We start from the raw sequence: 16,967 nt of genomic DNA on the forward strand, positions 1-16,967 counted from the left end.
GGTAGTGGAAGAAAAGGTTTCACGCGAAGACGCGAAGACGCGAAGAAGGAGCACCGAGCCGACAGGCCCCTTTCCCCCCCCCAATGGCGAGGGATGGTGCGGGGCCGGAAGGGAAGGCCGCTTCGCGCCTTCGCGTCTTCGCGTGAAGTAAAAAATTCGGTTCTCCGCTCGCGTCTATTTCTGCCGCGGTCGCAGCGCGGGGCCGACCGCGCGGATGTCCTCGACCCAGATATAGCCGTTGAAGCTCGCAGGAACCTTCGCGAGTTGCTGCGGGGTGGTGAGGCCTTCGTTGGACTTGCCGCTTTCATAGGGACCAAAGACGATGATGCGCGCGCCGACGCTGTCCATGCGCTGGATCAGCCGGTCGGGCCAGCCCCAGAAGGCCCATTGATAGTTGACTGGGATCGCGATCACGCCGTTCCGGCAGCTTTCCGGTATGATGCCGGTCCAGCCATATTTGACATAATCCTTGGTGCAGGCCTTGGCTTCGGTCTTGAGGTCGAACGACCAATTGTTCGGCAGCAGCTGCCGCATCCGCTTCACCGGACGCGCGCCGCCGTAGAAGGCGTCGCCGATCTTCGCACTGTCGCGGCCCGAGGCCTTGAGGATCGCGAAAAGCTGGTCGGCCTCTTGCGGGTTGCGCGACTTGAAGTTGAAGAGGATCGGATGGACGGGGAGCGCCGCGAGACCTTCTTCGACGGTCGGCATCTTGCCGACGCCCTTGCCGCGCAGCGGGAAGGTCTTGCCGCCATCGGCGGTATAGCCATAGCCGATGTCGAGCGCCTTCAGTTCCGCCAGCGTCAGGTCGCGCGTCTCGCCACGGCCGTTCGTCCGGCAGTCGACGGTCCAGTCGTGGAACAGGACCATGCGGCCGTCCTTCGTCGGCGCGACGTCAACCTCGACCATGTTCGCGCCGAGCCCCACCGCCCAGCGCATCGATTCGGCCGTATTTTCGAAAACCTCATGCGTCGGGGGGTAGACATAGCGCGCGGTGCAGGTGTCGCGGCCGATCGCGGCGCGCTTGTCATAGAGGTGATAGACGCCGCGGTGCGCGATCAGCTTCGGCTTGCCCGCCGGGTCGGGCGCAAGCCAGCTCGCGTTCGAGAGGGTGAGCCATGCGACGAGGGCGGTGAAGACCCAGAGGAAGATTTTCGTGCCGCGGCGCATCGGCTTTTTCTTCGGGCCGGTGAGCGCGTCGGCCCAGTCGTCGGTATCGCTGGTGTCAGCCATCATTCCCCCTTCGTCATGCCAGACTTGATCCGGCATCCATTCCCGCCTCGCTGCGTGGACCCCGGATCAAGTCGCACGAGTCACGTGCCTCGTACGAGGGTGACGATAAATTAGATGTCAGCCAATCGCGTGCGCGCGGCGTCGCAATCCACCGCGATTTGAACCATCAATGCATCCATATCGTCGAACTTCGCCTCGGGCCGGATGAAGGCGTGGAAGGCGACGTCGATTTCCTGGCCATAAAGGTCGCCCGAAAAATCGAAGAAATGCGGTTCGAGCAACTCCTTCGGCGGGTCGAAGCTGGGCCGGATGCCGAGGTTCGCGGCGCCCTTCAGCACGCGGCCGTCGGGAAGCTTTCCGGTGACGGCATAGATGCCGTAGCGCGGGCGCAGATAATTGCCCATGTCGACATTCGCAGTCGGAAAGCCGAGCAGGCGGCCCTTCTTGTCGCCATGCTGGACGATCCCGCGCACCGTGAAGGGGCGCGTGAGCAGGCGCGTCGCGGTGGCGCAGTCGCCCGCCTGCAGCGCCTTGCGGATGCGGCTCGACGAAATGGCGTCCTCGGCATCGTCGACCGGGGCGACCATTTCGGTGAAGAAGCCGAGGCGGCGGGCGTGGTCGGCGAGCGTCACGACATTGCCGCCGCGCCCCTTGCCAAAGGTGAAATCGGCGCCGGTGACGACCCCCGCGGCGCCATAGCGGTCGAGCAGCAGGGCGGCGATGAAATCTTCCGCCGTGGTCGCGGCGAGCGCCGCGTCGAAGGGCAGGACGAGCATCGCGTCGGCGCCCGCCGCCGCGAACAATTCCTGCCTTTGGTCGAGCGTGGTCAGGCGGAAGGGCGCGACGTCGGGCTTGAACAGCCGCACCGGATGCGGGTCGAAGGTCGCGACGATCGCCGGGCGGCCCTCGTCGCGCGCATGGCGGACGGCGCGGCCGACGACCGCCTGGTGGCCGGCGTGGAAGCCGTCGAAATTGCCGAGCGCGATGACTCCGCCGCGCAGATCGCCCTCGATGCGCTGGTGGCCGTCCAGGCGGATCATAAGGCCTCGGCGAGCGGGAGCGGCGTCCGGGGCAGCGGGACGATGCCCGCCTTCAGCACGCGGATCGCATTGCCGCCCATCGCGGCGCGAATCTCGTCGTCGGTGAAGCCCGCATCGATCAGCGCCTGCGTCACTTGCACCAGCTTCGACGTGTCGAAGCGTACCGTGGTGCCGCCGTCATAATCGCTGCCGAGCGCGACATAGTCGATGCCGACGAGGTCCCGGACATGCTTCATCGCCTTGGCGATGCTCGCTGGGGATGTGTCGCAGATCGCAGCGTCCCAATAACCGATGCCGATGAGTCCGCCGGTCGCGGCGACGCCCCGGATCTGCTCGTCGTCGAGGTTGCGGTTGACCTTGCACGTCGCCTGCACCCCGCCGTGGCTCGATACGACCGGACGGCGCGCGATTTTGAGGATGTCGGCGACGCAGGCGCGGCTGCAATGCGCGATGTCGACGATCATGCCGAGCTCTTCCATCCGCGGCACCACCTCGCGGCCCAGCCATGTCAGGCCATATTTCCGGGTTCCGTGCATCGAACCCGCGACATCATTGTCGAAAAAATGCGCGAGCCCCGCCATCCGGAATCCCGCTTCGTGGAGCCTGTTCAGATTGCGAATATCGCCTTCGAGATCCTGCAACCCCTCGATGCTGAGCAGCGCGCCGGTCTTGAGCTGATTGCCGCGGCGCGCGGCGAGCAGAACGTCGATGTCGGCAGGGTCGGTGATGTCGATCAGCTTGCCGTCGGCTTTCGCGACCGCACGGTGAAGCTTTTCCGCGTGCCAGAGCGAACGTTCGAGCAGCGACGTCCACGTCCGCGGCGGCTGGAGCTGAGCGACGGTCAGCAGCGTGATATTGTCGGTGTCGCCGCTGTTTGCGTCGTAATTCTGCCCCTTTGGCGTCTTGGTGACGCTGGAGAAAATCTGCAGCGCGACATTGCCCTCTTCGAGCCGCGGCAGGTCGACGTGGCCGCGCTCGGCGCGATCGAGCATGTCGCGCTGCCAGAGCAAAGTGTCGCTGTGCAGATCGACGATCGTCAGCGTCTTGTGCAGCGCCTTTGCGCGCTCCGACACCGCGGCCAGCGGCTTGCCGTCGATCTTGTTGAGGCTGCGTTCGGTCATCCCCGGCGCGAGCGCGAAGAAAGCGGCTGCCACGACGAGCAGCAGGATCGCGAGACCGAGAAGCCAGCGTTTCATCCGCGTTTCCGCGCAAGCGTGACGAAGGCGAAGGCGGGCTTGCCGTCGGCGGCCGGGTGATCTTCGCGCGCGATCTCCCGCCACTCCTTCTGATCGGGTGCAGGGATCGAGGCATCGCCCTCGGGAGCGAGCGCGACTTCGGTCAATTCGATCCGGTCGGCGAGCGGCAGGAAAAGATCGTAGATTTCGGCGCCGCCGATCACCATCACATGCGGCGCATTGGCGAGCTTCAGCGCGTCCTCGACCGTCGCCACGGGCTCGGCGCCCTCGTCCTGCCAGTCGGGATCGCGAGTAAGGACGATGTGGCGGCGGCCTTCGAGAATGGCGGGCAGGCTGTCGAAGGTCTTGCGGCCCATGATCATCGGGCGGCCCATGGTGAGCTGTTTGAAGCGGCGGAGGTCGGCCGGAAGATGCCAGGGCATCTTGCCGCCGGCGCCGATGACGCCGTTGGCGGCGCGCGCCAGTATGAGCGTGATCTCGGGGCGGTTCATGCGGGAGAGGCTCCGGGCGCTGCACCCGCCCATGTGGCGTGGCCGAGTTTGCGGCCATCGCGGACTTCGGCCTTGCCATAATGATGGACGTGGCAATTGTCGTCGGCGAGCAGCGCCGGGATCAGGCCGATGTCGGCGCCGATCAGGTTGCGCATCACCACCGGCACCGCCCGCGTCGCGGTGCCGCCGAGCGGCAGGCCGGCGATCGCGCGGATATGGTTTTCGAACTGGCTGGTGACAGCGCCCTCGATCGTCCAATGGCCGCTGTTATGCACCCGCGGCGCCATCTCGTTGAAGACAGGACCGCCGTCGGTGGCGAAGAACTCGCCGGTGAGGACGCCGACATAGTCGAGCGCATCGGCAATCTCGGCCATCATCGCGCGCGCTTCGTCCTGCTGCGTCGCGACGATCGGCGGCGGCGGCAGGCTGGCGGCCGCGAGGATGCCGCCCTCGTGCACGTTGACCGTCGAATCCCAGTAGCGGATTTCGCCGTCGATGCCGCGGACGAGGATCACCGAAAACTCGTGCTCGAAGGCGACGAAACCCTCGAGAATCGCGGCGTGGCGGCCGATCGCCTGCCAGGCGCCCTCGGCGTCTTCGGCGGCGGCCAGGCGTGCCTGTCCCTTGCCGTCATAGCCCATGCGCACGGTCTTGAGGATGGCGGGCGCGCCGATTTGGGCGAGCGCGACGTCGAGCGCGGCGCGATCCGGCACCGCGGCGAAGGGCGCGGTGCGTCCGCCGAGGCCGGCGACGAAATTCTTCTCGGTCAGCCGGTCCTGCGCGATTTCGAGCGCCGCCGCGCCGGGCTGGACCGCGACATGGCCCGAGAGAAAGCGGACGGTGTCGACAGGGACATTCTCGAACTCGAAGGTGACGACGTCGCATACCGCGGCGAAAGCGGCGAGCCGCGGTTCGTCGTCCCACGCCGCCCGGCTGTGGTGCGCGGCGACTTCGGCGGCGACGCTTTCGGCGTCGGGCGCGTAAATATGGACCTTGTAGCCGTGCTGCGCCGCGGCGAGGCCCAGCATCCGGCCGAGCTGGCCGCCGCCCAAGATGCCGATCGTCGAGCCCGGTGACAGCAAAATGGTCAGCCTTCGCGAACGGGCGTCGGCGCCACGCTGTCGGTCTGCGTCGTGCGCCAGGCGTCGAGTTTTTGCGCCAGATCGGCGTCACTATTGGCGAGCATTGCGGCCGCGAACAGCCCCGCGTTGGTCGCGCCCGCCTTGCCGATCGCAAAGGTCGCCACCGGAATGCCGCCGGGCATCTGGACGATGGAATACAGGCTGTCGACGCCGCTCAGGGCCGCCGACTGGACGGGCACCCCGAGCACTGGCACGCGCGTCATCGAGGCGACCATGCCGGGCAGGTGCGCGGCGCCGCCAGCGCCCGCGATGATCGCCTGCAGCCCGCGGCCGGCGGCGCCCTTGGCATAGTCGACGAGGCGGTCGGGGGTGCGGTGCGCCGAGACGATGTGAACCTCATGCGCAATACCGAATTCTTCGAGAATCTGGACCGCATGCGCCATGGTCGGCCAGTCCGACTGGCTGCCCATGATGACTCCGACGAGCGGCGCGCTCATTCCATACCCTCCTGCCCCGGCGATGAATCACCGCCCCCCGTCCCCTAGCGACTGTCCCGCGCCTGGGCAACTTTGCGCAAATCTTCCCGCGCGTTTACCTCTTGGTATCAAAGGCTGTCTAACGTTCTGGCTGTATATCGTGCCGGCGGCCGTCGGCGGACCATTTGGGTATGCACCGGGGATTTGGAATGGATAGCGTAGGGGGGGCAAGGATCGCAGTCGACCAGCTCGGCTTCGCTTCCGTTGACTCCATTGATGACCAGCTGCGCGAACTGCGCCGGGAACGCGACGCGTTGCGCCGTGAAAACCGCATTTTGAAGATCGCGGTCGCCGAGCTCGAACGCGTGTCCGAGCGCGATACGCTGACGCCGCTGTTCAACCGCCGCTATTTCCTGACCGCGATCCACCAGCGCCTCGCGCGGTTCGAGCGGCACAATGAATGCGCCGCGGTGGTGTTCGTCGACGTCAACCAGCTGAAATATATCAACGACAGCTTCGGTCATGCCGCGGGCGACTTCGCGCTGATGGAGATCGCCAAGCGCCTCGACGAATCGATCCGCGCGACCGATGTCGCCGCGCGCATCGGCGGCGACGAATTCGGGCTGATCCTCGACCAGTCCACCGAAGAGGGCGCGCGTGTCCAGGTCAACCGCCTTGGCCATGTGCTGAGCGCCGCGCCTGCGGTCTACGACGGGCAGGAAATCATGCTGTCGGCCTGTTTCGGGATCGCCATGTTGCAGATCGGGATGACCGAATCCGACGTGCTCGCCGCCGCCGATCGCGACATGTATCGCAGCAAGCAGACGCAGCCCGGCTTCCCTGGCCAGCGATAACCACGCATTAACCATTGAAGCGCATCCTCGCCGCAGGGGCAGGGGGTGCAACATGGGTATCCAAGCGGACCATTTCATCGATATTCAGGACCGGATTTCCGGACAGATCGGCGCGCTTGCCGAGGCTTTGCCGCATTGCGCGGCCGGGCAGCTGGTGCAAGGGGTCGACGACATCCGCTGCCTCGCGCGCGACAACGGCTTCGCCGCGGTCGAGATGCTGGCCAGCCGGCTCGAATCGGCGGTCGCTGCGGGCGGCTATCGTGCCGCGGTGCTGACTTATCTCGACGCGATGAGCGATGCGGTGTTCGCGCCGCGCGGGCCGCTGTCCGCGGCCGCGCAGGAAGCGTGGCTGGCATCGGTCGCCATGCGCCTGGGCCACTGATGCGGCATTGACGCCAACCGGCCGACGTCGCACGACTTCCTCCCATGGACGCCATCATGCTCGCGCTCGTCGCGGTCGCACTTGCCAATGCCGACGGCCGCACAGGGATTTTTCTGTCCGACTTGCTGACCCTGCGGCGTGACCGGCGGCTCGTCGTCGCGATCGCTTTCGGCGCCTTCCTGATCAATGCCGCGGTTGCCGCAATCGCCGGCGCGATCGCCAACCGGATGATCGGCCAGGGCGTCGTCGCGTTGCTCGTCGCCTTTGCGATGCTGTCGGCGGCGGCCGCCTTGCTGTGGCGCGGGCGGCTGGGGCCATCGCCGGAAAGCCTTGCCGCGACGCCGCCGCCTGCGCTGGCGGTGCGGGTGCTGGCCAGCCAGCTTGGCGACCGCAGCCATTTCCTGATCGGCGCGCTCGCCGCGACGAGCGGCGCCGGAACATGGGCGGCGTCGGGTGGGATGATCGGCTGGGTGCTGGCGATGCTGCCCTTCCTCGCCTTCGGCTCGACGCTCGCCGAGCAGCACGGGGCAAGAATACTGCGCTGGGGAAGCGCGGCAATCCTGATCCTGTGGGGTATCAAGACCGCGATGGGGGCTTTCGGATTGTAAATCCGACCGATGCCTTCCTCGATCATCGCTTTTGTCGATGAGATCGATCAAATGCTTTCATGGGAATAGGGCGTACGGCTCCCTATATCGATGGCGGCAACAGAAAGGATCGACCCATGTCCAACAGCAACAATCAGCCCGCGGTCGCCGACGCGCTCAATGCGCTGCTCGCCGACAGCTTTGCGCTGTATCTCAAGACCAAGAATTACCATTGGCACGTGCAGGGGCCGCGCTTTCGTGAGTTGCACCTGCTGTTCGACGAGCAGGCGACGCAGATATTGGCCACGACCGACCTGATTGCCGAGCGCGTGCGCAAAAATGGTGCGCCGACGCTGCGCTCGATCGGCGACGTGTCGCGCCGGCAGTCGATTCGCGACGACGATGCCGCTGTGGTCGAAGCCGACGGCATGGTGCGCACGCTCGCGGCGGACAACCGGACGCTGCTCGCACAGCTGAAAGAGGTGAAGGCCGCGGCCGAAAGCGACGGCGACATCGCGACGAGCGGGCTGGTCGACGCCTGGGCCGACGAAACCGAGCAGCGGATATGGTTTCTGGAGGCGACGCTGGGATATTGATGGCGGCATGGGTTAGGGAGCGGACATTCCACTGAACCGTCTCCCGGCGAGGGCGGGGTCGCTGGAGATGTCAGGTAAGGCCGATGGCGACCCCCGCTTTTGCGGGGCGACGATGATGTCCGGCCGTTTTCAGAGCTATCTCCGTTCGTGTCGAGCGAAGTCGAGACATCCCGAAGGCATGCACGACGGAGGGGCATCTCGACTTCGCTCGACACGAAAGGGTTAGGAAGGCCTGAGGGTCCGCTTCCCGTCCTTAACCGCCATCCGCACGAACAAAAAGGGCGCCTTGCGGCACCCTTTCCGTTTCAGCGATCAGGTTTCGCTCAGTCCTGCGACGGCTGCAGGTTGACCGCCGCGAACTTGCCGCGGTCGTCGACCTCGATGTCGAAGGCGACGCGGTCGCCCTCTTCGAGGCCCGCCATACCGGCGCGCTGCACCGCGCTGATGTGGACGAAGGCGTCGGCCTGTCCGTCGTCGCGCGCGATGAAACCGAAGCCCTTCGTCGTGTTGAAGAATTTCACCGTGCCCGAGGTGCGTTCGCCGGTCAGCTGGCGACGGCCACGCGCGCCGCCGGGCGCCGGACGGTCGCCGCGGTCGTCGCGGCGCGGAGCGAATTCCTCGATCGGGAGCGGCTCACCCTCGATCTTGAGGTCGATTGCCGACACCTTGCCGTTACGCTCGACCAGCGTGAAGCCGAGCGGCTGGCCGGAAGCGAGGCCCTGAAGGCCCGCCTGCTCGACCGCGCTGATGTGCACGAACACGTCTTCGCCGCCATCGTCGCGCGCGACGAAGCCGAAGCCCTTTGACGGGTTGAAGAATTTGACGGTGCCATTGCCTTCGCCGACGACCTGCGCGGGCATGCCGCCGCCGCGTCCGCCGCCGAAACCGCCACCACCACCGCCGAAGCCGCCGCGATCGCCGCCACCGAAGCCGCCACCGCCGCCACGATCACCGCCGCCGAAACCACCGCGGTCGCCGAAGCCGCCGCGGTTGCCGCCGCCATAGCTGTCGCCACCGTAGGGAGCCGGTTCGAAGCTGTCGAAATTGCCGAAATCGTCGCGCTTGCCGCGCCCCCGCTGGCCGCGGCGATCCTTGTTGAAACTCATAGTCTAATAGTCGCTTTCGGTTCGTCCACACCCCATTGACGCGGTTCCTTGCGCCGGACGGGGACGCAGCTCACCATGGGCATAGACTCACCCCATGCCGCTAACGGCGCAAGATATAGCCTAATTATCCACAGCCTGCGAACAGAAAATTCAAAACGGCGGTGCAGAATTTTACACGCTTCGCCTCGATCGGCGCCTTGTTGCGCCCCGCGCGTGAATCCAGTCATTGAGCGGCAAGGCGGCTTGGCCTAAGGCGGCTCATATGACCGTATATTTTCACGAAGACGATCTGCCCGAGGGCGCGCTGGGACCCGGTGCGGTCGCGGTGGACACCGAGACGATGGGTTTGAACCCGCTGCGCGACCGGCTGTGCCTGGTCCAGATCAGCGATGGGTCGGGCAACGAGCATCTGGTGCGCTTCAAACCCGGCAGCAGCTATGATGCCCCGGTGCTGAAGGCGATCCTTGCCGACCGCAACCGGCTGAAACTCTTTCATTTTGCACGATTTGACATCGCCGCGTTGCAGCAGGCGCTGGGCGTTGTCACCGCTCCCGTCTATTGCACCAAGATCGCCTCGAAGCTGGTTCGCACCTACACCGACCGCCATGGCCTCAAGGAATTGGTGCGCGAGCTGCTGGGCCAGGATATTTCGAAGCAGCAGCAGTCGAGCGACTGGGGCGCGGCCGAGCTTTCCGACGCCCAGCGCGATTATGCGGCTAGCGACGTACGGTTCCTGCATGCGATGAAAGAGGTGCTGGATGCCCGCCTTGCGCGCGAGGGGCGCGCCGACCTTGCGCAGGCCTGTTTCGATTTCCTGCCGACGCGTGCCGCGCTCGACCTCGCCGGATGGCCCGAGGTCGACATCTTCGCGCACAGCTGACCGAGAGTGATTCGCAGATAGATTATGTCCGAACGCGCCGATCATGATCGCACCATGCGCCGGATGTGGGCGGCCAGCGGGTCGAACCACGACCGGGTCGTGCGCCTGTTGCGTTTCGGACTGCCGCTGGTGATCGGCGTTGTCGCGGCGGTGCTGATCTTCTCGCCCTTCACCCAGCGCAGCGAAATCAGCTTCCTGCTCGCCAAGGACAAGGTCGATATGGCGAGCGAGCGGATGAAGGTGACGCGCGCCGAATATCGTGGACAGGATTCGAAAGGCCAGCCGTTCGCACTGCTCGCGGGCAGCGCGGTGCAGAAGAGTTCGGCCGAACCGATCGTGCGGATGAGCGAGCTGTCGGGGGCGATCCGGCTGGACGACGGCCCAGCGACGATCGCCGCGCCCGAGGGCGCGTATAATATGGACACCGAAAAAGTGTCGGTGCCGGGCACGGTGCGGGTGCGGAGCGCGAGCGGATACCGGCTCGATGCGAGCAATGTCGCGATCGACCTCAAGAGCCGCAGCCTCGTCGGGACCGGTGGGGTCAGCGGCGCATTGAATATCGGACAATTCTCGGCCAATCGGCTGTCGGCCGACCTCGACCAGCGCATCGTCCGCCTGGAAGGCAATGCGCGGCTCAGGATCAATCAGGGAGCGCTGAACAAATGAAGGGGCTTTGGACCATGAAGAGCATGGCGCTCGCGGGTGCGAGTTTCGCGTTCACCAGCCTCGCGATCCTGTCGGCGGGCGGCGGCGCGCCTGCGCAGGCGCAGGCGCTCGCCAACCACAACAGCAATGCGCCGGTCGATTTCAACGCGGGCAGCATCGAGGTGCAGGACCGGTCTGATCGCGTCGTGCTGTCGGGCGGGGTCAAGGTGACGCAGGCGGGAATGACCGTCACGTCGCAGCGGATGACCGTCGCCTACACGCGCGCCGGGGGCACCGACGTCAACCGGCTCGACGCCACGGGCGGCGTCGTGGTGACCAAGGGCAATGAGACCGCGAAGGGCAATGTCGCGATCTATGACCTCGACAAGCGGCTGATCACGATGGTCGGCAACGTCCAGCTGACGCAGGGCGCGAACCGACTCAACGGCGGCCGGCTGGTGATCGACCTCAACAGCGGCAAGGCGACGGTCGACGGCCGCGGCGCGGCGCGCGGTCCCGACGGCAACCCCGTCAGCGGCCAGAGCGGCGGGCGCGTCACGGGCACTTTCACGGTTCCGGAAAGAAAGCAGTAACCTTAAACTTTAAGGATTGCGAAAGCGCCGCGGGGCGATTTTGTCCGCGGGGACCAGACCCATTGCGGTGCCGGGGGGCGGCCGCGCAAGGCAAGGCGTCCCCGATGCGATATTCCCCTTTGCTTCCGACCCGCCGCCCGATCTTCGGCCGCCGCATCGCGAGCGCCGACCAAGTCGCGCCGGTCGCTCCGACGCGCGAGGAACGGCGGCTGCTTGACCGCATCATCAGCCATATGGGGCAGCGAACACCGCGTTGATGCTCTTGGCGTAAGCGCCGCGGCATCCTACATGGGGCGCTCATGCCGCCCCAGACCCCTTCCGCGACAGCGCCCCGTGAAGAACCGCCCGTCCTCAAGACGCTGCGGCGCTTTCTGCCGTATCTTTGGCCCGAAGAGCAGACCGAGGCGAAAGTCCGCATCGTCCTCGCCGCGCTCATCGTGCTCGCGTCGAAGGGCGTACAGCTGTCGATGGGCTTTCTCTATGGCGCCGCGATCAACAAGATGGTGCCGGGGATGGAGGAGGGGGTCGCGCTCGCGATCGGGCTGGTGCTCGCCTATGCCGGCGCGCGCTTTGCCGGGGTGTTGTTCGACAATTTGCGCAACGTGGTGTTCGAACGCGTCGGGCAGGATGCGACGCGCGAACTGGCGATCGCGACCTTCACGCATCTCCATGCGCTGAGCCTGCGCTTCCACCTTGCGCGGCGGACGGGCGAGGTCACCAAGGTGATCGAGCGCGGCACAAAGAGCATCGACACGATGCTCTATTTCCTGCTGTTCAATATCGCGCCGACGGTGATCGAGCTGGTCGCGGTGCTGATCATCTTCTGGACCAAGTTCAGCTTCGGGCTGGCGGGCGGCACGGCGCTGATGGTCGTCGTCTACATCGTCTTCACGCGCAAGGTGACCGACTGGCGCAACGCGCTGCGCACCCGGATGAACGACCTCGACACGCTGACCGTAGGGCGCAGCGTCGACAGCCTGCTCAATTACGAGACGGTCAAATATTTCGGCGCCGAAGGCCGCGAGGCGGCGCGGTATCGCGACGTTGCCGATCAATATGCGCGCGCCGCGGTGAAGAGCGAGAACAGCCTCGCCTGGCTCAACATCGGGCAGAGCCTGATCACCAACGCCGCGATGGCGGCGGCGATGGCCTACACCGTGTGGGGCTGGTCGATCGGCGAATATAAGGTGGGCGACGTGGTGCTGGTGAACACCTTGCTCGCACAGCTTTTCCGGCCGCTCGACATGCTCGGCATGGTGTACCGGATGATCCGCCAGGGCCTGATCGACATGGAGGCGATGTTCCGCCTGATCGACACCCCGCCCGAAATCCGCGACGCCGAAGATGCGCCCGCGCTGGTTGTGACCGGCGGCGCGGTGGCGTTCGAGAATGTCGTTTTCGGTTACGAAGACGACCGGACGATCCTGCAGGGTGTCAGCTTCGCGGTCGATGCGGGTGAGACGCTGGCGATCGTCGGGCCGTCGGGCGCGGGCAAGTCGACGATCGCGCGCCTGCTCTTCCGCTTCTACGACCCGCAGGCCGGGCGCGTGACGATCGACGGGCAGGACATCAAGGCGGTCACGCAGGCGAGCCTCCGCGCCCAAATCGGCATCGTCCCGCAGGATACGGTGCTGTTCAACGACAGCATCGGCTACAACATCGCCTATGGCCGCGAAGGCGCGAGCGCCGAGGAAATCGCGGCGGCGGCCGAGGGTGCGGCGATCGACGGCTTCATCCGCATCCTGCCGCAGGGTTACGACACCGAGGTCGGCGAGCGCGGGCTGAAACTGTCGGGCGGCGAGAAGCAACGCGTCGCGATCGCCCGCACCTTGCTCAAAAACCCGCCGATCCTGATTCTCGACGAAGCCACGAGCGCGCTTGACAGCCGTACCGAGGCGGCGATTCAGGACACGCTGGAACGCATCGCCGAGCGCCGTACGACCTTGGTGATCGCGCACCGCCTGTCGACGGTGGTCAACGCCGACCGGATCATCGTGCTCGAAAGGGGCCGCGTCGCCGAAACGGGCACGCACGACCAGCTGCTTGGCATGCGCGGGCTGTATGCCGACATGTGGGCGCGGCAGCAGGCGGAGAAGGAAGAAGGCACGGTTTAGGGCGCGCAGGACAGTGCCGATACGGCATCTTTTCTTGCCGCTTGCCTTGACCCCCGACGCCCCCACCCCCTACGCAGGAAGCATGCCACACGACACGACCCTTATCGGCACGGTCGTGGCCGGCCTCGGGGTTGCTTTCCTGATGGGCGCGCTCGCGCACCGGCTGCGGATTTCACCGATCGCGGGCTATTTGCTCGCGGGCATTATCGTTGGGCCGTTTACGCCGGGATTCGTTGCCGACACCGGGCTGGCGATGCAACTCGCGGAGATTGGCGTCATCCTGCTGATGTTTGGCGTCGGACTGCATTTCTCGCTCAAGGACCTGCTCTCGGTGCGCAAGATTGCGGTGCCGGGGGCGATCCTGCAGATCGTGGTCGCGACCGCGCTCGGCATGACGCTCGGCCTGTGGCTCGGCTGGTCGATCGAGGGCAGCGCGGTGTTCGGCCTGGCGCTGTCGGTCGCCTCGACCGTCGTGCTGCTGCGCGCGCTGCAGGCGCGCGACATGGTCGAGACCGAAAAGGGCCGGATCGCGGTCGGCTGGCTGATCGTCGAGGATCTGGTGATGGTCCTCGCGCTGGTGCTGCTCCCCGCGATGTTCGGATCGCGCGGCGATGAGGGGGGCTCCGCCGGACTGCTCCAGTCGGCGGGGATCGTGCTGGTCAAGGTCGTCGGCTTCGTCGCCTTCATGTTCGTGATCGCGCGGCGGGTGCTGCCATGGGTGCTCCACTGGGTCGCGCATTCGGGATCGCGCGAGCTGTTCCGCCTCGCGGTGCTGGCGATCGCGCTGGGCGTCGCGTTCGGCGCGGCGGTGATTTTCGATGTGAGTTTCGCGCTGGGCGCATTTTTCGCGGGTATGATTTTGGGCGAGACGCAGCTTTCGCGGCGCGCCGCCGAGGAGACGCTGCCATTGCGCGACGCGTTCGCGGTGTTGTTCTTTGTTTCGGTCGGCATGCTGTTCAATCCCGACGTGCTGATCGAGCAGCCGGGGCCGGTGATCGCGACGGTCGCGATCATCGTCGTCGGCAAGTCGGTCGCCGCTTTTGCGCTCGTCCGCGCCTTTGGCCATAATTCGGGAACCGCGCTGACGGTGTCGGTCAGCCTCGCGCAGATCGGCGAATTTTCGTTCATCCTCGCGGGGCTGGGCGTGGGGCTGAAGGTTCTGCCCGAAACGGGGCGCGATTTGATCCTCGCGGGGTCGCTGCTGTCGATCCTGTGCAATCCGATCCTGTTTACGCTGGTGATGAAGCATGTCCGCAAGACGCAGGTCGAGGATGCGCCGGCGGCGGAAGAGGACCTGCCCGCGCCGTGCAACGCCGGGGTCGTGCTGATCGGCTATGGCCGCGTCGGCAGCCATATCGGCGGGCTGATCTGCGGGCGCGGCGAGGGGCTGACGGTCATCGAGGATCAGAAGGATATGGCAGCGGCGGCGCGCGCGGCCGGCGCGACCGTGATAATTGGCGATGCGACGAAGGAAAGCGTCCTGCGGCAGGCCGGGCTCGACACCGCATCGACGCTGTTGATCGCGATCCCCGAGGGGGTCGAGGCGGGCGCGATCGTGCGCCGCGCACGCGCGATCAACCCGAAGCTGGTGATCGTCGCCCGCGCGCATTCGGACGAGGAGGTCGCCGACCTGGTGCGGCGCGGCGCCGACCATGTCGTGATGGCCGAGCGCGTGACCGCCGCGCGGATGGCCGAGCGCGCGATGCTGACGCTGGCCTAGCTCCCATTCCCAACCGTTGTCATTCCCGCGAAAGCGGCAACCCAGCGTGGGGTCAGCTCCCATACGCTCTGGGCCCGCGCTTTCGCGGGGATGACAGGGTGGGAGTGTTTGCAGCCGATATTGAGGAGACCGGGCTTCCATCGCTCCCGCATCTTCCCTATCGCCCTTTGACAATGTCCGCCGACGCTCTCCTCCCTTTGCTCAAGTCCACCTTCGGTTTCGATGCCTTTCGCGGGCGTCAGGGCGAGGTTGTCGATCGCGTGATGGCGGGCGCGCGGACCCTCGCGGTGATGCCGACGGGGGCGGGCAAGTCGCTCACCTACCAGCTCCCCGCGGTCGCGCTGAACGGCTGCGTTGTCGTGGTGTCGCCGCTGATCGCGCTGATGCACGACCAATTGCGCGGCGCGCGCGCGGCGGGGATTCGCGCCGCGAGCCTCACCAGCGTCGATGCTGACTGGGCCGACACGCGGCAGGCGTATCGCGACGGTCAGCTCGATCTGCTCTACGTCGCGCCCGAGCGCGCGACGGGCGAGGGATTCCGGACCTTGCTCGAAGCGCAGACGCCGGCGCTGTTCGCGATCGACGAGGCGCATTGCGTCAGCGAATGGGGGCATGATTTCCGCCCCGACTACCGCCTGCTGCGGCCTTTGCTCGATGCGTTTCCGGCGGTGCCGCGGCTGGCCCTTACCGCAACAGCCGACAAGCACACGCGCGAGGATATTCTCGTTCAGCTGGGGATTCCCGCCGACGGCCTGATCCTCGCGGGCTTCGACCGGCCGAATATCCGCTATACGGTCCGCCCGCGCGTGAGCCCGGCGAAACAGCTTGTCGAATTTATCGCGGCCAATCCGGGGCCGGGGATCGTCTATGCCCCGACGCGCAATGGCACCGAGCGGCTCGCCGAACAAATCGCGGCGGCGACGGGGCGAAGCGTTGCGGCCTATCACGCCGGGCTCGACCCTGAACTGCGCGCGCGCGTGCAGCATGATTTCGTCGCGTCGGAGGACGGCATCGTCACCGCGACGGTCGCGTTCGGCATGGGGATCGACAAGCCCGACGTGCGCTTCGTGGCGCACGCCGGGCTGCCGAAATCGATCGAATCCTATTATCAGGAGACCGGGCGCGCGGGGCGCGACGGCGATCCCGCCGAGGCGATGATGCTGTGGGGCGCCGACGATTTCGCACGCGCGCGGATGCGGCTTTCGGAGCTGCCCGAGGCACGCGTCGCGGGCGAGCGGGTTCGGCTCAATGCGCTCGCGGCGCTGGTCGAAGCGGTCGAGTGCCGCCGCGCGCTGCTGCTGCGGCATTTCGGCGAGAATCCGCCCGAACGCTGCGGCAATTGCGACAATTGCCTCGAGCCCGGACGTCAGGTCGATGCGACGGTGCTCGCGCAGAAATTACTGAGCGCGGTCTATCGCACCGGGCAGAGCTTTGGCGCGGGGCATATCGAGGCTGTGCTGACCGGACGGCACGACGAGCGGATCGCGAGCCGCGGGCACGACAAATTGTCGGTGTTCGGGATCGTCGAAGGCGACGAGGCGCGGCTGATCAAGCCGCTGGTGCGCTCGCTCGTCGCGCGCGAGGCGCTGGGCACCACCGAGCATGGCGGGCTGATGCTCGGCCCCGCGGGGCGCGCGGTGATGAAGGGCGAGGTGCCGGTGCTGATCGCCGAGCCGCCGGTGAAGCGCACGCAAAGAGCATCGCGGCGCGGCGATGGTGAAACGGCGAACCCGGTGGGCGATCCGCTGTTCGACGCGCTGCGCGCGATGCGGCGCGAACTCGCGGTCGAGGCGGGGGTGCCACCCTATGTGATCTTCCACGATTCGGCCCTGCGCGCGATGGCGAGCGAGCGGCCGGCGACGCGTTCGGCGCTCGGGACGATTCCGGGGGTCGGCACCAGGAAGCTCGAGGCGTGGGGCGACGCGTTCCTGAACGTCATCCGCCAATATTGAACGCACCTTCACGCTTGTCAGCA

18 protein-coding genes are annotated in these 16,967 nt (G+C 66.4%); 11 read left to right on the top strand and 7 right to left on the bottom strand.

The window, feature by feature from the left end; genetic code table 11:
• Window positions 1-174 precede the first annotated feature (174 nt).
• The 6 genes from ATE67_RS07030 to purE all read right to left on the bottom strand — a co-directional run bounded on the left by ATE67_RS07030 (window position 175) and on the right by purE (window position 5,536).
• Window positions 175-1,230 (bottom strand): glycerophosphodiester phosphodiesterase family protein, encoded by a 1,056-nt coding sequence (locus ATE67_RS07030; protein ID WP_197411898.1) that lies wholly within the window; start codon window positions 1,228-1,230, stop codon window positions 175-177.
• A 110-nt stretch (window positions 1,231-1,340) separates the two neighbouring features.
• Window positions 1,341-2,270, bottom strand: a complete 930-nt coding sequence (locus tag ATE67_RS07035; RefSeq protein ID WP_058816032.1) for a bifunctional riboflavin kinase/FAD synthetase — start codon at window positions 2,268-2,270, stop codon at window positions 1,341-1,343.
• Window positions 2,267-3,466: a dipeptidase gene (locus ATE67_RS07040; RefSeq protein ID WP_058816033.1), complete on the bottom strand. Its 1,200-nt coding sequence runs from the start codon at window positions 3,464-3,466 to the stop codon at window positions 2,267-2,269. Before ATE67_RS07040 ends, ATE67_RS07035 begins: the two co-directional genes overlap by 4 nt.
• Window positions 3,463-3,957 carry a dihydrofolate reductase gene (locus ATE67_RS07045; RefSeq protein ID WP_058816034.1) on the bottom strand — a complete coding sequence of 165 codons (495 nt, stop codon included), beginning with the start codon at window positions 3,955-3,957 and terminating at the stop codon, window positions 3,463-3,465. The genes ATE67_RS07040 and ATE67_RS07045 overlap by 4 nt, the downstream gene beginning before the upstream one ends.
• Window positions 3,954-5,039 carry a 5-(carboxyamino)imidazole ribonucleotide synthase gene (locus tag ATE67_RS07050; RefSeq protein WP_082660246.1) on the bottom strand — a complete coding sequence of 362 codons (1,086 nt, stop codon included), beginning with the start codon at window positions 5,037-5,039 and terminating at the stop codon, window positions 3,954-3,956. Before ATE67_RS07050 ends, ATE67_RS07045 begins: the two co-directional genes overlap by 4 nt.
• Window positions 5,040-5,044: 5 nt before the next feature.
• Window positions 5,045-5,536: a 5-(carboxyamino)imidazole ribonucleotide mutase gene (purE, locus tag ATE67_RS07055; RefSeq protein WP_058816035.1), complete on the bottom strand. Its 492-nt coding sequence runs from the start codon at window positions 5,534-5,536 to the stop codon at window positions 5,045-5,047.
• Between the two features lie 188 nt (window positions 5,537-5,724).
• Here purE and ATE67_RS07060 point away from each other — a divergent pair, with 188 nt between their 5' ends.
• The 4 genes from ATE67_RS07060 (at window position 5,725) to ATE67_RS07075 (ending at window position 7,934) form a co-directional block, all read left to right on the top strand.
• Complete coding sequence (locus ATE67_RS07060) at window positions 5,725-6,369, top strand: GGDEF domain-containing protein (RefSeq protein ID WP_058816036.1); 645 nt, start codon at window positions 5,725-5,727, stop codon at window positions 6,367-6,369.
• Window positions 6,370-6,421: 52 nt separating this feature from the next.
• A complete protein-coding gene (locus tag ATE67_RS07065; RefSeq protein WP_058816037.1) occupies window positions 6,422-6,751 on the top strand; it encodes a hypothetical protein in 330 nt (109 codons plus the stop codon).
• Window positions 6,752-6,795: 44 nt separating this feature from the next.
• Window positions 6,796-7,359: a TMEM165/GDT1 family protein gene (locus tag ATE67_RS07070; protein WP_058816038.1), complete on the top strand. Its 564-nt coding sequence runs from the start codon at window positions 6,796-6,798 to the stop codon at window positions 7,357-7,359.
• 116 nt (window positions 7,360-7,475) lie between these two features.
• Window positions 7,476-7,934 (top strand): Dps family protein, encoded by a 459-nt coding sequence (locus ATE67_RS07075; RefSeq protein WP_058816039.1) that lies wholly within the window; start codon window positions 7,476-7,478, stop codon window positions 7,932-7,934.
• A gap of 323 nt (window positions 7,935-8,257) precedes the next feature.
• Here ATE67_RS07075 and ATE67_RS21980 read toward each other — a convergent pair whose 3' ends face one another.
• Window positions 8,258-9,040: a cold-shock protein gene (locus ATE67_RS21980; protein WP_058816040.1), complete on the bottom strand. Its 783-nt coding sequence runs from the start codon at window positions 9,038-9,040 to the stop codon at window positions 8,258-8,260.
• Window positions 9,041-9,302: 262 nt separating this feature from the next.
• Here ATE67_RS21980 and ATE67_RS07085 point away from each other — a divergent pair, with 262 nt between their 5' ends.
• From ATE67_RS07085 to recQ, 7 genes are all read left to right on the top strand, one after another.
• Window positions 9,303-9,920 carry a ribonuclease D gene (locus tag ATE67_RS07085; RefSeq protein WP_058816041.1) on the top strand — a complete coding sequence of 206 codons (618 nt, stop codon included), beginning with the start codon at window positions 9,303-9,305 and terminating at the stop codon, window positions 9,918-9,920.
• A gap of 24 nt (window positions 9,921-9,944) precedes the next feature.
• On the top strand, window positions 9,945-10,586 hold the full coding sequence (gene lptC, locus ATE67_RS07090; RefSeq protein WP_058816042.1) for an LPS export ABC transporter periplasmic protein LptC: 642 nt from the start codon (window positions 9,945-9,947) through the stop codon (window positions 10,584-10,586).
• Window positions 10,583-11,158, top strand: coding sequence for an LptA/OstA family protein (locus tag ATE67_RS07095; RefSeq protein ID WP_082660247.1), 576 nt, complete (start codon window positions 10,583-10,585; stop codon window positions 11,156-11,158). Before lptC ends, ATE67_RS07095 begins: the two co-directional genes overlap by 4 nt.
• Before the next feature lie 104 nt (window positions 11,159-11,262).
• Window positions 11,263-11,415: a hypothetical protein gene (locus ATE67_RS21340; protein ID WP_156416937.1), complete on the top strand. Its 153-nt coding sequence runs from the start codon at window positions 11,263-11,265 to the stop codon at window positions 11,413-11,415.
• 42 nt (window positions 11,416-11,457) lie between these two features.
• Complete coding sequence (locus ATE67_RS07100) at window positions 11,458-13,272, top strand: ABCB family ABC transporter ATP-binding protein/permease (RefSeq protein WP_058816043.1); 1,815 nt, start codon at window positions 11,458-11,460, stop codon at window positions 13,270-13,272.
• 82 nt (window positions 13,273-13,354) lie between these two features.
• A complete protein-coding gene (gene ybaL, locus ATE67_RS07105) occupies window positions 13,355-14,992 on the top strand; it encodes a YbaL family putative K(+) efflux transporter (RefSeq protein WP_058816044.1) in 1,638 nt (545 codons plus the stop codon).
• A gap of 173 nt (window positions 14,993-15,165) precedes the next feature.
• Entirely contained in the window at window positions 15,166-16,944 is a 1,779-nt protein-coding gene (recQ, locus tag ATE67_RS07110) for a DNA helicase RecQ (RefSeq protein WP_058816394.1), read from the top strand.
• Window positions 16,945-16,967 lie beyond the last annotated feature (23 nt).

Origin of the sequence: Sphingopyxis sp. H050 (assembly GCF_001468265.1) — a bacterium.
In the GTDB taxonomy this organism is placed as follows: Bacteria; Pseudomonadota; Alphaproteobacteria; order Sphingomonadales; family Sphingomonadaceae; genus Sphingopyxis.

Bases quoted from the DNA above. Each gene is read 5' to 3' on its own strand.
- ATE67_RS07030 (WP_197411898.1), bottom strand. From the start codon at position 1,230: ATGGCTGACACCAGCGATACCGACGACTGGGCCGACGCGCTCACCGGC.
- ATE67_RS07035 (WP_058816032.1), bottom strand. From the start codon at position 2,270: ATGATCCGCCTGGACGGCCACCAGCGCATCGAGGGCGATCTGCGCGGC.
- ATE67_RS07040 (WP_058816033.1), bottom strand. From the start codon at position 3,466: ATGAAACGCTGGCTTCTCGGTCTCGCGATCCTGCTGCTCGTCGTGGCA.
- ATE67_RS07045 (WP_058816034.1), bottom strand. From the start codon at position 3,957: ATGAACCGCCCCGAGATCACGCTCATACTGGCGCGCGCCGCCAACGGC.
- purE (WP_058816035.1), bottom strand. From the start codon at position 5,536: ATGAGCGCGCCGCTCGTCGGAGTCATCATGGGCAGCCAGTCGGACTGG.
- ATE67_RS07060 (WP_058816036.1), top strand. From the start codon at position 5,725: ATGGATAGCGTAGGGGGGGCAAGGATCGCAGTCGACCAGCTCGGCTTC.
- ATE67_RS07065 (WP_058816037.1), top strand. From the start codon at position 6,422: ATGGGTATCCAAGCGGACCATTTCATCGATATTCAGGACCGGATTTCC.
- ATE67_RS07070 (WP_058816038.1), top strand. From the start codon at position 6,796: ATGGACGCCATCATGCTCGCGCTCGTCGCGGTCGCACTTGCCAATGCC.
- ATE67_RS07075 (WP_058816039.1), top strand. From the start codon at position 7,476: ATGTCCAACAGCAACAATCAGCCCGCGGTCGCCGACGCGCTCAATGCG.
- ATE67_RS21980 (WP_058816040.1), bottom strand. From the start codon at position 9,040: ATGAGTTTCAACAAGGATCGCCGCGGCCAGCGGGGGCGCGGCAAGCGC.
- ATE67_RS07085 (WP_058816041.1), top strand. From the start codon at position 9,303: ATGACCGTATATTTTCACGAAGACGATCTGCCCGAGGGCGCGCTGGGA.
- lptC (WP_058816042.1), top strand. From the start codon at position 9,945: ATGTCCGAACGCGCCGATCATGATCGCACCATGCGCCGGATGTGGGCG.
- ATE67_RS07095 (WP_082660247.1), top strand. From the start codon at position 10,583: ATGAAGGGGCTTTGGACCATGAAGAGCATGGCGCTCGCGGGTGCGAGT.
- ATE67_RS21340 (WP_156416937.1), top strand. From the start codon at position 11,263: ATGCGATATTCCCCTTTGCTTCCGACCCGCCGCCCGATCTTCGGCCGC.
- ATE67_RS07100 (WP_058816043.1), top strand. From the start codon at position 11,458: ATGCCGCCCCAGACCCCTTCCGCGACAGCGCCCCGTGAAGAACCGCCC.
- ybaL (WP_058816044.1), top strand. From the start codon at position 13,355: ATGCCACACGACACGACCCTTATCGGCACGGTCGTGGCCGGCCTCGGG.
- recQ (WP_058816394.1), top strand. From the start codon at position 15,166: ATGTCCGCCGACGCTCTCCTCCCTTTGCTCAAGTCCACCTTCGGTTTC.